The sequence below is a fragment of the Erwinia sp. V71 genome, from assembly GCF_965644245.1.
GTDB lineage: Bacteria > Pseudomonadota > Gammaproteobacteria > Enterobacterales > Enterobacteriaceae > Erwinia.
The window spans coordinates 93932-108143 of record NZ_CBFFRK010000001.1; the positions used below are offsets into that span (position 1 = coordinate 93932).

Consider the following 14212-nt stretch of genomic DNA (forward strand, 5'->3'; position numbering starts at 1 on the left):
ATGCAGGCCGACATTTCCCTGATTATCCGCTTACAGCAGAAGCTGTTTGCCGACCCGCGCCGTATCGAACTGCTCAGGCAGATCCAGCATACCGGCTCCATCAGCCAGGGAGCAAAGCTGGCGGGCATCAGCTATAAGAGCGCCTGGGACGCGATTAATGAGATGAACCAGCTGGCGGACCGCACACTGGTGGATCGCGCCACCGGCGGTAAAGGCGGCGGCGGCGCGATACTGACGCGTTATGGCGAACGACTGATCCAGCTGTTTCAGTTGCTGGAGCAGATCCAGCAGAAAGCCTTCGACGTGCTGCAGGATGACCAGCTGCCACTCGACAGCCTGCTGGCGGCCATTGCGCGCTTTTCGCTGCAGACCAGCGCGCGCAATCAGCTGTTCGGCACCATTATCCAGCGTGACCATCTGCAGGTGCAGCAGCATGTTGAAGTGCTGCTGGCCGATGGCGCAACAAAACTGAAAGTGGCGCTGACCGAGCAAAGCGCAGACCGTCTGCAGCTGGACAGCGGCAAAGAAGTGCTGGTGCTGATTAAAGCGCCCTGGATTGAGGTCACGCGCGACGCCATCGCCGCCGACAATCAGCTTAGCGGCGTAGTACGACAGATTGAACAGGGCGAGAAACAAAGCGAAGTGCTGATTACGTTAGGTAGTGGTGAAACACTGTGCACCACGGTACCAAACAGCGTGGTGGTGGCGCAGCAGTTGCAACCAGGCAGCAGCGCGATCGCCAGTTTTAATGCCGATCGGGTGATTATCGCCACGTTGCTGTAACGCATGTTCCCGGGTTTGACATTGTACGGAAGAGTGGTTAAAAACCTTATAAACAATGCATAAAACGGGATGAAAATGACAACGTTGCAAATTTTGCAAGGCACGTTCCGCCTTAGCGACACCCGAGTCCTGACGCTAAACGATGTGCAGTTGCAGCAGGGCGAAAGCTGGGCGTTTGTTGGTGCCAACGGCAGCGGCAAATCGTCGCTGGCGAAAGCCCTGTCCGGCGAGCTGATCCAGCTAACCGGCTCACGTGACAGCCAGTTCCAGCGCCCTGCCCGTCTGTCGCTGGAACAACTGCAGCAGTTAGTCAGTGAAGAGTGGCAACGCAATAACACCGATATGCTCAGCGCCGATGAAGATGACACAGGTTTCACCACCGCACAGATTATTCAGCTGGAGGTGAAAGATGCCGCGCGCTGTGCGCAGCTGGCGGAGCAGTTTGGTATTACCCGACTGCTGGATCGCCGTTTTAAATATCTTTCGACCGGTGAAACACGAAAAACGCTGCTGTGTCAGGCGCTGATGGCGCAGCCCGACCTGCTGATCCTTGATGAACCTTTCGATGGCCTTGATGTGCAGTCGCGCGCCAGCCTGGCGGATCTGCTGGCGCAGCTGCATCAGCAGGGGCTGACACTGGTGCTGGTGCTCAATCGTTTTGACGATATTCCCGATTTTATCGCCAGCGTCGGCGTGCTGGCGGAATGTACCCTGAGCACCACCGGCAAACGCAGCGATATTCTTGCCCAGACGCTGGTGGCACAACTGGCGCACAGCGAAAAGCTGGCCGGTATGGCGCTGCCGGAAGCGGATGTGCCTGACAGTCAGCTGCAGCTGGCGGCAGATGCACCGCGTATCGTCCTGAACAACGGCGTGGTGTCGTATAACGATCGCCCTATTCTGCATAATCTGAGCTGGCAGGTCGGCCCTGGTCAGCACTGGCAGATTGTCGGCCCTAACGGTGCGGGCAAATCGACGCTGCTGAGCCTGGTCACCGGCGATCATCCCCAGGGTTACAGCAACGATCTGACGCTGTTTGGCATCCGCCGTGGCAGCGGGGAGACCATCTGGGACATCAAGCGTCATATTGGTTATGTCAGCAGCAGCCTGCACCTTGATTACCGCGTCAGTTCCAGCGTGCGCAATGTGATCCTGTCCGGCTACTTCGATTCAATTGGCATTTATCAGGCGGTTTCGGATCGTCAGCAGCACCTTGCCAGTGGCTGGCTGGCGCTGCTCGGCATGGATAACGCCACCGCCGATGCCCCGTTCCACAGTTTATCCTGGGGACAACAGCGGCTGGTACTGATCGCCCGCGCGCTGGTCAAACACCCGACGCTGCTGATCCTCGATGAGCCATTACAGGGACTCGACCCGCTTAACCGCCTGCTGGTACGGCGCTTTGTCGACGTGCTGATTGGTGAAGGCCAGACCCAGCTGTTGTTTGTTTCGCACCATGCTGAAGATGCGCCGCAGTGCATTACTCACCGCTTAACCTTTGTCCCTGACGGTGACATTTATTGTTATCAGCAGGAACAGCTGAGGTAATTAGCCAAACCTGTCATCCATGACAGTCCGTCCCGCACCGTCCATGGCGCGGGACGCTTTCCTGAGCTGACCGGGTTCCCTGCACGTCAACCTGGGTATTGCTGCCATAGATTCCGCGCTTTGCTTTTATGTATTGCGTACCAATGTAACCGTTACCACTTTTTTCCTGCATTTAAATAAGGTTATTTCCTTAACACGCCAGCTGGTCTGATAAGTAAGAATAATCATCTTGTGTAAACGATTCCATTTATTCAGACTTGATCACGCTTTTCTCCTTATCGCTGTGCTACTTTTTACCCAGTTGTTATTACGTTATCAGGACTGCAAATGGCAAAATTCAATCCGGTCGATCACCCGCATCGCCGTTATAACCCGTTATCCGATCAGTGGGTGCTGGTCTCGCCGCACCGCGCCAAGCGTCCGTGGCAGGGCGCTCAGGAAACGCCGTCGCAGGAACAGCTGCCGGCACACGATCCTGACTGCTTCTTATGCGCCGGTAATACCCGCGTCACTGGCGATAAAAACCCTGATTACACGCACACTTACGTCTTTACCAACGACTTTGCGGCACTGATGACGGATACACCGGATGCGCCACAAAGTGAAGATGTGCTGATGCGCTGCGAAAGCGCGCGTGGCACCAGCCGGGTGATCTGCTTCTCACCCGATCACAGCAAAACTCTGCCGGAGCTGCCACTGAACGCTCTGGAACAGGTAGTGCGCACCTGGCAGGAACAAACTGCCGATCTCGGCCAGCACTACCCCTGGGTACAGGTGTTTGAAAACAAAGGCGCAGCCATGGGCTGCTCCAACCCGCACCCGCACGGCCAGGTATGGGCTAACAGCTTTTTACCCAATGAAATCAAACGGGAAGATGAAAACCAGCGCCGCTACTGGCAACAGCATGGTTCGCCGATGCTGGTGGATTACGTCGCGCGTGAGCTGAACGACGGTAGCCGCACCGTGGTGGAAACCGCGCACTGGCTGGCAGTAGTGCCATGGTGGGCAGCGTGGCCATTTGAAATCCTGCTGCTGCCGAAAGCGCATATCCTGCGTCTGACCGATCTGACCGACGCACAACGCGCAGATCTGGCGCTGGCACTGAAAAAACTCACCAGCCGCTATGACAACCTGTTCCAGTGCTCTTTCCCTTACTCGATGGGCTGGCATGGCGCACCGTTTAACGGCGAGCAAAACGAACACTGGCAGCTGCATGCCCACTTCTATCCCCCGCTGCTGCGCTCGGCCACCGTACGCAAGTTTATGGTGGGCTACGAAATGCTGGCTGAAACCCAGCGCGACTTAACCGCAGAACAGGCGGCTGAACGCCTGCGTTCTGTCAGCGATATTCATTTCCGCGAGACCGGAGCATCACAATGAGCTTAAAGAGCCTTACTCAGCAGATTTTTAGCGATCACTTTGGCTACCCGCCGAGCCACTTTATTCAGGCGCCGGGCCGCGTGAACCTGATCGGTGAACACACCGACTACAACGACGGCTTTGTGCTGCCGTGCGCCATCGATTATCAGACGGTGATCAGTTGCGCACCGCGTGATGATCGTCAGGTACGGGTGATTGCCGCCGACTATGATAACCAGCAGGACAGCTTCTCGCTGGATGAGGAGATCACCAGCCTGCAGGATAAACAGTGGGCCAACTATGTGCGCGGCGTGGTGAAGCATCTGCAACGCCGCAACAATGCGTTCGGCGGCGCAGATCTGGTGATCAGTGGCAATGTGCCACAGGGTGCCGGACTGAGTTCCTCGGCGTCACTGGAAGTCGCCGTCGGTACGGTATTCCAGCAGCTGTATCAGCTGCCACTGAGCGGCGCAGAAATTGCCCTGAATGGTCAGGAAGCTGAGAACCAGTTTGTCGGCTGTAACTGCGGCATTATGGATCAGCTGATCTCAGCACTGGGCGAGAAAGATCACGCCATGCTGCTCGACTGCCGCACGCTCGGCACCCGCGCGGTGTCGATGCCGGAAGAGATCGCGGTGGTGATTATCAACTCCAACTTCCGCCGCACGCTGGTCGGCAGCGAGTACAACACCCGCCGTGAACAGTGTGAAAGCGGTGCGCGTTTCTTTGGTAAATCGTCACTGCGTGATGTCGAACTGGCGGAATTCCTCGCCGCGCAGGATCGTCTGGATGCCGAGGTCGCGAAACGTGTGCGCCATGTGCTGACCGAAAATGCCCGCACACTGGAAGCCGCTGATGCACTGAGTCAGGGCGATCTGGCGCGGATGGGCGTCCTGATGGCTGAATCCCATGCCTCGATGCGCGATGACTTTGAAATCACCGTGCCAGCAATTGACCAGCTGGTTGAGATAGTGAAAAGCGTGATCGGCGACAAAGGTGGCGTGCGTATGACCGGTGGCGGCTTCGGCGGCTGTATTGTGGCCCTGATGCCACTGGATTTAGTCGACAGCGTCAAAGCCGCTGTCGCAGAACAGTATGAAGCGAAATCCGGTCTGAAAGAGACCTTCTATATCTGCAAAGCGTCAGCAGGAGCAGGTTCATGCTAAATCAACCCGAGTCACTGGCGCCCGACGGGCAGCCGTGGCGCATCACCACGTTGCGTAACCGCAACGGGATGGTGGTTACTCTGATGGACTGGGGAGCCACCTGGCTCTCCGCCCGCGTACCGATGAAAGATGGCAGCGTGCGTGAAGCGCTGCTCGGTTGTGCGACGCCTGCCGACTATCTGCGGCAGTCTGCCTATCTCGGCGCCACGGTCGGGCGTTATGCGAACCGTATCGCCAATGCGTACCTGCAGCAGGGCGATATTCAGCTGGTGGCCAGCCAGGGCGCGCATCAGCTGCATGGCGGGCCTGAAGGTTTTGATAAACGTCGCTGGCAGATTGTGCGCCAGAACGAACACGAGGTGCTGTACCACATCAGCTCCGCCGACGGTGACCAGGGTTTCCCGGGTAATCTGCAGGCCACCGTGCACTATCAGCTGGATGATAACAACAGCCTGTCGATTGCTTATGATGCGCAGGTGGATCAGGCGTGTCCGGTCAATCTGACCAATCACGCCTACTTCAATCTCGATGCGCAGCATGGCGATGCACGTCAGCACCGCCTGCAACTGCTGGCCGATCACTACCTGCCGGTGGACAGCAGCGGTATTCCCTGTGCAGATTTAAAACCGGTGACCGGGAACAGTTTTGATTTTCGCCAGCCGAAAACTATTGCGCAGGATTTCCTGCAAGATGAAGACCAGCAGAAAGTAAAAGGCTACGACCACGCCTTTTTACTGACGGCACGCGGTGACGCCAGCCAGCCTGCGGCGCAGTTATGGTCAGCGGATGGCCAGCTGCAACTGACCGTGCACACCTCCGCCCCTGCCCTGCAGCTCTACTCCGGCAATTATCTCGACGGTACGCCCGCGCGCGAACAGGGCAGCTATACTGCTTTCCAGGGTATTGCGCTGGAAAGCGAGTTTCTGCCCGACTCGCCAAACCATGCGGAGTGGCCGCAACCCAGCTGCTGGTTACAGCCAGGTGAATCGTATCAGTCGATAACGCGCTATACCCTGACCGCCTGCTGAATAAGCGGCTGAAAAACGCGCACTGCGCTCGTCCCAGGCTTACGCCGTGCGCAGATTTCCGCTATGGTATGGGGATAGCAGGTTGCCGGATGCGACATGTTTGGCAATCGCAACAGAATTGTTATCCAAAGAAATGTCGATTATTAAGGAGTTAAGCTATGGCTGTTACTAAGCTGGTTCTGGTGCGTCACGGCGAAAGCCAGTGGAACAACGAAAACCGCTTCACCGGTTGGTACGATGTGGATCTGTCTGAGAAAGGCGAAGGCGAAGCGAAAGCGGCAGGTCAGTTGCTGAAAAAAGAAGGTTTCGCCTTCGATTTCGCCTACACCTCCGTGCTGAAACGTGCCATCCACACCCTGTGGAACGTTCTTGACGAACTGGACCAGGCCTGGCTGCCAACTGAGAAATCCTGGAAGCTGAATGAGCGTCACTACGGTGCGCTGCAGGGCCTGAACAAAGCAGAAACCGCTGAAAAATACGGTGACGAGCAGGTTAAACAGTGGCGTCGTGGTTTCGCGATCACCCCACCAGAACTGAGCCGTGATGATGAGCGTTTCCCTGGTCACGATCCACGTTACGCGAAACTGACCGACAAAGAGCTGCCAACCACTGAAAGCCTGGCGCTGACCATCGAACGTGTTATCCCATTCTGGAACGAAAGCATTCTGCCACGCATCAAGAGCGGCGAACGTGTGATCATTGCGGCACACGGTAACTCTCTGCGCGCGCTGGTGAAATACCTGGATAACATGAGCGAAGACGAAATTCTTGAACTGAACATCCCAACAGCAGTACCGCTGGTGTATGAGTTCGATGAAAACTTCAAACCTCTGAAACGCTACTACCTGGGCGACGCGGACGAAATCGCCGCAAAAGCTGCAGCCGTGGCTAATCAGGGTAAAGCGAAGTAATTCGTTTGCTGTAAAACGCCTTCCCCCGCTTGCGGGGCTAGGCTGGGAGGGAGGAACTGACGACGCAGTGTCGTTTGCTCCCCCTCCCTACCCTCCCCCATTTTATGGCGGAGGGGATCACTACCGTTTACCCGCGACGGGTTTTCACCGCTGCCGCTAACTGGCGTAACACTTTTTCAGTATCGTCCCAGCCAATACAGGCATCAGTGATACTTTTGCCATACACCAGCGGCTCACCACTTTCGAGGCTCTGGTTACCTTCCACCAGATGGCTCTCAATCATCACGCCGATAATCGCCTGCTCACCACCGGCAATCTGCTGTGCCACATCGTCAGCCACCAGCATTTGCTTCTGGAACTGCTTGCTGCTGTTCGCATGGCTGAAATCGATCATCACCTGCTGTGGCAGACCCGCCTTCTCCAGTCCGGCTTTCACCGCACTGACGTGATGGGCGCTGTAGTTCGGCTCTTTACCGCCACGCAGAATAATATGGCAGTCACTGTTACCGCTGGTTTCCACAATCGCCGAATGACCGTATTTGGTCACTGACAGGAAGCAGTGTGGCGCACTGGCGGCGTTGATCGCGTCGATCGCCACTTTGATGGTGCCATCGGTGCCGTTTTTAAAACCGACCGGGCAGGAAAGACCAGACGACAGCTCGCGGTGTACCTGTGATTCAGTAGTACGCGCACCAATCGCGCCCCAGCTCATCAGATCCGCCATATACTGCGGCGTGATCATATCGAGGAACTCACCCGCCGCAGGCAGGCCAGTATCATTGATATCCACCAGCAGGTTACGGGCGATACGCAGACCGTCATTGATCTGGAAGCTGCCATCCATATGCGGATCGTTGATCAGCCCTTTCCAGCCTAACGTGGTACGTGGTTTCTCAAAGTAAACACGCATCACCACTTCCAGCAAGTCACTCAGCTCTTCACGCAGTTTCAGCAGGCGTGCGCCATACTCTTTCGCCGCAGCAGGATCGTGGATCGAGCATGGGCCAATCACCACCAGCAGGCGGTCATCTTTGTTCTGCAGGATATTGTGAATGGCCTGACGGGCGAGAGAGACGGTGGTCGCTGCCTTTTCACTTGCCGGGAATTTTTCCAGTAATGCCACAGGAGGCAAAAGTTCTTTGATCTCTTTGATTCTTAAATCATCGTTCTGGTAATTCATATTCTGTCCATTAAATTCTTTGCCCGGTGCGCACCGGGCACAACCTGACCAATTTAGCCCGCCCGTCAGACGCTGTAAATCGCTTTCCCTCTGCCTTAGGCGCAACTTATTTGCATTTATATCGCCATTAACTACACTTTTAACTGTTAACACTTAAAAATATCATCTTTATGATATAAAAATTCACTATTTGTTTATCAATCGAAATTTTATTTTAGCCTCAATTCCCCGTTCAGGTCGGGCTGGCAGCAAAGCAAACTGACAGGAGTATTACGATGAAAAATCTCGCAATCGTCCTTTTAACCGCCGCAATGACATTAGGGAGTGGCGCTGCGCTCGCTGCCGAAAGTGGCACCAGCAGCAGCAATAACGGGCTGAGCAATCAGGCTGCTGACTCCGGTAATATCGCGCCATCGGCGAAACAGAATCTGCCGCCAAATAACGTTGATAACTCAAAAATTAATACGGGTGCGGGCACACCGGCCACCGGCACCGACAGCAGTAATATGACGGCAGATGAAATCCATAAAAACAGCCAGTGTAAAGAGGGTAAATGCCCGGATATGAATAAAAAAGTGCAGACGGGTCATGGACATGATGTAAATACCAAAACGGACGGTACTACGCAGTAATGCAGTCAGGGGAGCGCAAGCTCCCTTTTCTTTTCATCACAATCATTCCAGCGACAATCTCTTTTACTGATATATCCCCGTCATACTTCAGGCTGCAGCTACGCTGGTTGCACCAACAGCAGGCACCCTGAGGCGACTTGAATGATTTAGGGTATAGTAATGAATAAATAACGTAACACGCTGGAAGCTTATGGCTCACTCTCACCCACACCATACTCACTCTCATACAGAAGAAAACAGCAACCAGAAGCGCTTACTGGCAGCATTTAGTGTTACCGCGCTGTTTATGCTGGCTGAAGTGATCGGCGGGCTGTTATCCGGTTCGCTGGCACTGCTGGCGGATGCCGGACATATGCTCACCGATGCCGCCGCGCTGCTGGTGGCGCTGCTGGCGATACAATTTGCCCGCCGCAAACCGAACAGTCGCCATACCTTTGGCCTGCTGCGTCTCACCACCCTCGCCGCATTTGTTAATGCGCTGGCACTGCTGGTGATCACCGTGCTGATTGTCTGGGAAGCGATCCGCCGCTTTTACCAGCCGCAACCCATCGCGGGTGGCTTTATGCTGACCATTTCCATCGCCGGGTTGCTGGCGAATCTGCTCTCCTTCTGGCTGCTGCACCGTGGCAGCGAAGAGAAAAACATGAATGTACGAGCCGCTGCACTGCATGTACTGGGGGATCTGCTTGGCTCGGTAGGCGCGATTGTCGCCGCACTGATTATTCTGTTCACCGGCTGGACGCCGATTGACCCGATTCTGTCAGTGCTGGTTTCGGCGCTGGTATTGCGCAGCGCCTGGTCGCTGATGAAAGAGAGCATTCATGAATTACTGGAAGGTGCGCCTGGCGCAATTGATGTCGATAAACTGAAGCGAGACCTGACACTGAACATCGCTGAGGTGCGCAATGTCCATCATGTGCATCTCTGGCAGGTAGGTGAAAAGCCAGTGCTCACTCTGCATGCACAGGTGATCCCGCCTTACGATCATGATGCGTTACTGCAGAAAATTCACCACTATCTGCACCAGCGTTATCAGATTCAACACGCCACAGTACAGATGGAATACCAGCAGTGCGACGGTGATGAGTGCGACCTTGGGTTAGTCAGCGCTCACCACCATCATCATCACCACTGATGGCTATGACAGCGCGCGTGAGCCATGCTCGCGGGCGCTTTTCATCCACAGCCAGCTGCCGTTCAGCGCAATAAAGGTCAGTAACAGGTACTCCAGCGACATCGCGTACACCCCCTGACGGGCAAAAATACTGACGCTAATCACATTGATAATCACCCAAAGCAGCCAGTTCTCGACATATTTACGCGTCATCAGAATCATCGCAGCAATCGACAGTACCATCATGCAGGAGTCCCAGAACGGGAAAGCATCGGGTTGCAGCTGTGGCATGGCCACATCCATGCCCAGCGTCTGCATGATCGCCACCGCAATACGAGTAAGGAAGGCAAACACCGGATCGATATACAGTGTCATCAGGCCAATCGCCACCACGCAGGCCACGGCCCAGCCAATCGCTTTCGGCAGCGGCAGCCAGCGGATTTTCAGTTGCGTCTGGTGATCGGTCGTCTGGCGGCTCCAGGCGTACCAGCCGTAAATATTGGCAACAAAAAAGAACAGTTGCAGCAGCAAGCTGGCATACAGCTGGATCTGGAAGAAAATCACCGCAAACAGTGACACGTTAATCAGGCCAAACAGGTAATTAATAATCTTTTCCTGGCTCGCCAGCCAGATGCAGAGCAGGCCAGCAACGGTGCCGACCGCTTCAATCCATGACAGGTCGTAGCCACCCGTACCAATCGGAATGTGAACCAGAATATTCTGCGTGCTAAAAAAATCCATACGATGTCCCTGTAGCAGCAAAGCGTCAGGCGTTGCCTTTCACCTTAAGTTTAAGTTCCGCAGCAAAAGATAGCATACGATTCAGCGGCAGCAATGCCGCCTGGCGCAGGCTCTCCTCAACATGAATTTCGTGCTGTTCACCGCCCTGCTCCAGCGCGGCGGCAATCGCCTGCAGACCGTTCATCGCCATCCACGGGCAGTGTGCACAGCTGCGGCAGGTCGCACCTTCACCCGCAGTGGGCGCTTCCAGCAACTCTTTATCCGGGCACGCCTGCTGCATTTTATAAAAGATACCGCGATCGGTGGCGACAATCATTTGCCGCTGCGGCAGGCGCTGCGCCGCCTGAATCAGCTGGCTGGTGGAGCCAACCGCATCCGCCAGCTCAACAATCGCCTGAGGCGACTCCGGATGCACCAGTACGGCAGCATCCGGGTACAGCGCTTTCATGCGCTGCAGTGCCTGCGTTTTAAATTCGTCATGCACAATGCAGGCACCCTGCCAGCACAGCACATCGGCGGAGGTCTGTCGCGTGACATAGCGGCCAAGATGGCGATCCGGTGCCCAGATAATCTTCTCGCCGAGGCTGTCGAGATGTTCAATCAGTTCCACCGCGATGCTGGAGGTCACCACCCAGTCTGCACGCGCCTTCACCGCCGCGGAGGTGTTGGCATACACCACCACGGTACGATCCGGGTGGCTGTCGCAAAAGCGGCTGAATTCATCGACCGGGCAGCCAAGATCGAGCGAACACTCGGCCTGCAGCGTCGGCATCAGTATCGTTTTTTCCGGGCTGAGGATCTTCGCTGTTTCGCCCATAAAACGCACCCCAGCCACCAGCAGCGTACTGGCGGGATGCTGGCTGCCAAAGCGCGCCATCTCCAGCGAATCTGAGATACAGCCGCCCGTCTCTTCCGCCAGCGCCTGAATTTCCGGGTCAGTGTAGTAGTGCGCCACCATCACCGCATTACGCGCTTTCAGCAGGCGCTTAATTTTTTCCCGATAATACGTTTTCTCATCGGGCGTCAGCCACGCAGGCTTCGGCGGAAACGGATAAATTGCAGCTTCAGGATCGAACATCAGGCTCATAGCACCAGTCTCAGTTTTTTCGACTTAACGTATTCAGCAAATTTTCACCTTTTCATCCGGTTTATTGCGCCGGATGTTTTATATGCTAAACACGATAACGGAACTGAGCATGCCTGTCGCGGCTTTTTTATCTCCTGTTGCAGAATGTGAAGCCTGTCACCTGAACAGCTCCGGCATGGCGGATTCGACATTCAGTAAAAAGGCTTTGGTCTGCAGCCCGCCCGCAAAACCGGTGAGTTTGCCGTTAGCGCCAATCACCCGATGGCAGGGCGCGACAATAGAAATCGGGTTCTGACCATTTGCCGCCCCGACGGCGCGCACCGCTTTCGGATGACCAATCTGGCGGGCGATGTCGGCATAACTGCGTGTTTCGCCAAACGGAATGGTCAGCAGCGCCGCCCAGACCTTTTTCTGAAACTCGGTGCCGTTAAAATCAAGCGGCAAATCAAAGATCTTACGCTGCCCCGTGAAGTAGTCATTCAGCTGACGCTCGGTTTCGATCAGAAGCGGATGCAGATTATCCTCCTGCGATGGCTTCAGCCGGGCAAGCACTCTGCTTTCGTTCTCCCACAGGATCCCCGCCAGTCCGTGCTCACTGGCGATCAATGTCAGCACACCTACCGGGGTGGGCACTAATTTATGGAAGTAAGCCATGGAATTCTCCTTCGTTATGGCGCGTGTGTTGCCTATTATCACTGATTGCTGGCGTGTGACTGGCTGTTTTCGGACATCAGGTTAAAATAGTTTGATGTCCGGTTATGGCCAGTCTGGTTCATCAGCCTGCGCCACAATGGCGCTATCCAGACTCATTCAGGAACCCGCACTATGGATACTCATGCCGCTTATCAGGCGCTGACCTCACGTGACTCACGCTTCGATGGGGTGTTTTTTGTCGGCGTCACCTCGACTGGCATCTACTGCCGCCCTGTCTGCCCGGTAAAAGCACCGCGCGAGGAGAACTGCCGCTTTTTCGCCAGTGCAGCCGCGGCGGAAAAAGCCAGTTTTCGCCCCTGCCTGCGCTGCCGTCCTGAGCTATCGCCAGGCAATGCGCCGGTAGACAGCGCGCACCGTATCGCCGACCTGCTGGTACAACGCATTGATGAAGGGCTGAGTCATGAAGCTGAAAGCCTGGAGCAGATTGCCGCCCGGTTTGGTATCAGTTCGCGCCAGCTGCGCCGTATTGTACAGAAAGAATTAGGTGTGTCGCCGGTAGAGATCCGCCAGACCCGGCGTTTGCTGCTTGCCAAGCAGCTGCTGACGGAAACCCGTCTGCCAGTGACCGAAATTGCCTTTGCCAGCGGATTCTCCAGCCTGCGCCGTTTTAACGATGCGTTTAACAGCCAGTATCGCCTTTCGCCCAGCCGTCTGCGCAAAGAAGCCAGTGCAACCAGTGCCCCGCTGGTCGAGACAGAAACTTCCACGCTGCAGCTCAGCTATCGCCCTCCCTATGACTGGCAGGCAATGCTCGATTTTCTGCGCATGCGTGCGATTAAGGATGTGGAGTTTGTCAGCGACAGCAGCTATGCACGCACAGTGCGTCTCGGCCAGGCCACCGGCTGGATTCAGGTGAGCCATCATCCGCAGCGCGACGCATTGCTGGTGGAGTTTACCCACTCGCTGACCCTGGTTCTGCCAGCGCTGTTACAACGCCTGCGTAATCTGTTTGACCTCAGTGCGCGTCCGGACCTGATTGCGGCTCATCTGCAGCAGGACCCACTATTGCAGGCCAGCCTCAGTCTGAATCCGGGCCTGCGTGTCGCTGGCGCTTTCGACGGCTTTGAGATGGCGATTCGCGCCATTCTCGGTCAGCAGATCACCGTCAAAGCCGCCACCACCATTGGCGGAAGGGTTGCCGGCGCATTTGGCGAGCCGATTGTCACCCCCTTCGCTGAGCTAACCCGTCTGTCGCCGCAGGCCGCGCGCATCAGTGACGCCAGCGTGGATGAAATTGCCAGTCTGGGGATAGTAAGTGCGCGCTCACGCTGTATTCTGGCTATGGCGCAGGCTTGTGCATCGGGTGAGTTACATCTGGAAGCCGGCAGTGAGCCGGAAAACGTGATCGCGCAGCTGGTTGCATTGCCTGGCATCGGCCCGTGGACGGCAAACTATATCGCCATGCGTGCCCTGCGCTGGCCGGATGCGTTTCCCAAAGAAGATATTGTGGTACGTAATAATCTGGGCGGTGTCAGTGCAAAACAGGCCGAAGCGATATCACAGGCGTGGCGGCCGTGGCGCAGTTACGCGGTGATGCATATCTGGAAGAATATGTCGCAGGAGAACCATGCTGGTATGAGCATCAAATAACAGAAATAGCATCGTGAATCTGAAATCAGTCCAGCCAATATAACGCGGAACTGACGGTCAAAAAATTGTGCAATGAAACATCAGAAACCGTGGCCAGTTTTTTGACCGGAATAATACATCTTTCTCAAAACTCAATGATTAAAACGTTATTGACTTGGTTATTCTTCACACGTAAATTTAATTCGCCTGACAGGCTGATTACTGGTTCAACGGATAAGAACCCTTTTTAATTATTAGTGTAAGGATGGGCGGATTCAAGTTCGAAGTGCAACGCTAAGCCGTCTGTCTTAACTCTGCAAAGACCACTGAAGGCTGCCGGAACCCGAGGCATTTTCTTGGCCTGCTGTTCAGTGCTCCCT

General features: G+C 55.4%; 13 protein-coding genes. 9 read left to right on the top strand and 4 right to left on the bottom strand.

The window, feature by feature from the left end; genetic code table 11:
• The 6 genes from modE to gpmA all read left to right on the top strand — a co-directional run bounded on the left by modE (position 1) and on the right by gpmA (position 6795).
• Positions 1-783: a molybdenum-dependent transcriptional regulator gene (modE, locus tag ACSZO1_RS00455; protein ID WP_437608420.1), complete on the top strand. Its 783-nt coding sequence runs from the start codon at positions 1-3 to the stop codon at positions 781-783.
• 75 nt (positions 784-858) lie between these two features.
• Positions 859-2331, top strand: a complete 1473-nt coding sequence (modF, locus tag ACSZO1_RS00460) for a molybdate ABC transporter ATP-binding protein ModF (RefSeq protein WP_437608422.1) — start codon at positions 859-861, stop codon at positions 2329-2331.
• 327 nt (positions 2332-2658) lie between these two features.
• Positions 2659-3711, top strand: coding sequence for a galactose-1-phosphate uridylyltransferase (gene galT, locus ACSZO1_RS00465; RefSeq protein WP_437608424.1), 1053 nt, complete (start codon positions 2659-2661; stop codon positions 3709-3711).
• Positions 3708-4856: a galactokinase gene (galK, locus tag ACSZO1_RS00470; RefSeq protein ID WP_437608426.1), complete on the top strand. Its 1149-nt coding sequence runs from the start codon at positions 3708-3710 to the stop codon at positions 4854-4856. The genes galT and galK overlap by 4 nt, the downstream gene beginning before the upstream one ends.
• The gene (gene galM / locus ACSZO1_RS00475) at positions 4850-5884 is read left to right on the top strand and encodes a galactose-1-epimerase (protein WP_437608428.1); all 1035 of its coding nucleotides are present in this window, start codon (positions 4850-4852) and stop codon (positions 5882-5884) included. The genes galK and galM overlap by 7 nt, the downstream gene beginning before the upstream one ends.
• Positions 5885-6042: 158 nt before the next feature.
• A complete protein-coding gene (gene gpmA / locus ACSZO1_RS00480; RefSeq protein ID WP_437608430.1) occupies positions 6043-6795 on the top strand; it encodes a 2,3-diphosphoglycerate-dependent phosphoglycerate mutase in 753 nt (250 codons plus the stop codon).
• A 127-nt stretch (positions 6796-6922) separates the two neighbouring features.
• On the opposite strand, the gene aroG is transcribed toward gpmA, so the two are convergent.
• Positions 6923-7975: a 3-deoxy-7-phosphoheptulonate synthase AroG gene (aroG, locus tag ACSZO1_RS00485; protein ID WP_437608432.1), complete on the bottom strand. Its 1053-nt coding sequence runs from the start codon at positions 7973-7975 to the stop codon at positions 6923-6925.
• Positions 7976-8244: 269 nt separating this feature from the next.
• Here aroG and ACSZO1_RS00490 point away from each other — a divergent pair, with 269 nt between their 5' ends.
• Both ACSZO1_RS00490 and zitB read left to right on the top strand, forming a co-directional pair.
• Entirely contained in the window at positions 8245-8607 is a 363-nt protein-coding gene (locus tag ACSZO1_RS00490; protein ID WP_437608448.1) for a YbgS-like family protein, read from the top strand.
• Between the two features lie 190 nt (positions 8608-8797).
• A complete protein-coding gene (gene zitB / locus ACSZO1_RS00495; RefSeq protein WP_437608434.1) occupies positions 8798-9742 on the top strand; it encodes a CDF family zinc transporter ZitB in 945 nt (314 codons plus the stop codon).
• 3 nt (positions 9743-9745) lie between these two features.
• Here the strand turns inward: zitB and pnuC are convergent, their stop codons facing one another.
• From pnuC to ACSZO1_RS00510, 3 genes are all read right to left on the bottom strand, one after another.
• Positions 9746-10462 carry a nicotinamide riboside transporter PnuC gene (gene pnuC, locus ACSZO1_RS00500; protein WP_437608436.1) on the bottom strand — a complete coding sequence of 239 codons (717 nt, stop codon included), beginning with the start codon at positions 10460-10462 and terminating at the stop codon, positions 9746-9748.
• 25 nt (positions 10463-10487) lie between these two features.
• Positions 10488-11549, bottom strand: a complete 1062-nt coding sequence (nadA, locus tag ACSZO1_RS00505) for a quinolinate synthase NadA (RefSeq protein ID WP_437608438.1) — start codon at positions 11547-11549, stop codon at positions 10488-10490.
• Positions 11550-11705: 156 nt separating this feature from the next.
• Positions 11706-12203 carry a methylated-DNA--[protein]-cysteine S-methyltransferase gene (locus ACSZO1_RS00510; protein ID WP_437608440.1) on the bottom strand — a complete coding sequence of 166 codons (498 nt, stop codon included), beginning with the start codon at positions 12201-12203 and terminating at the stop codon, positions 11706-11708.
• A gap of 171 nt (positions 12204-12374) precedes the next feature.
• On the opposite strand from ACSZO1_RS00510, the gene ACSZO1_RS00515 reads away from it, so the two are divergent.
• Positions 12375-13853, top strand: coding sequence for an AlkA N-terminal domain-containing protein (locus ACSZO1_RS00515; RefSeq protein WP_437608442.1), 1479 nt, complete (start codon positions 12375-12377; stop codon positions 13851-13853).
• Positions 13854-14212: the final 359 nt, after the last annotated feature.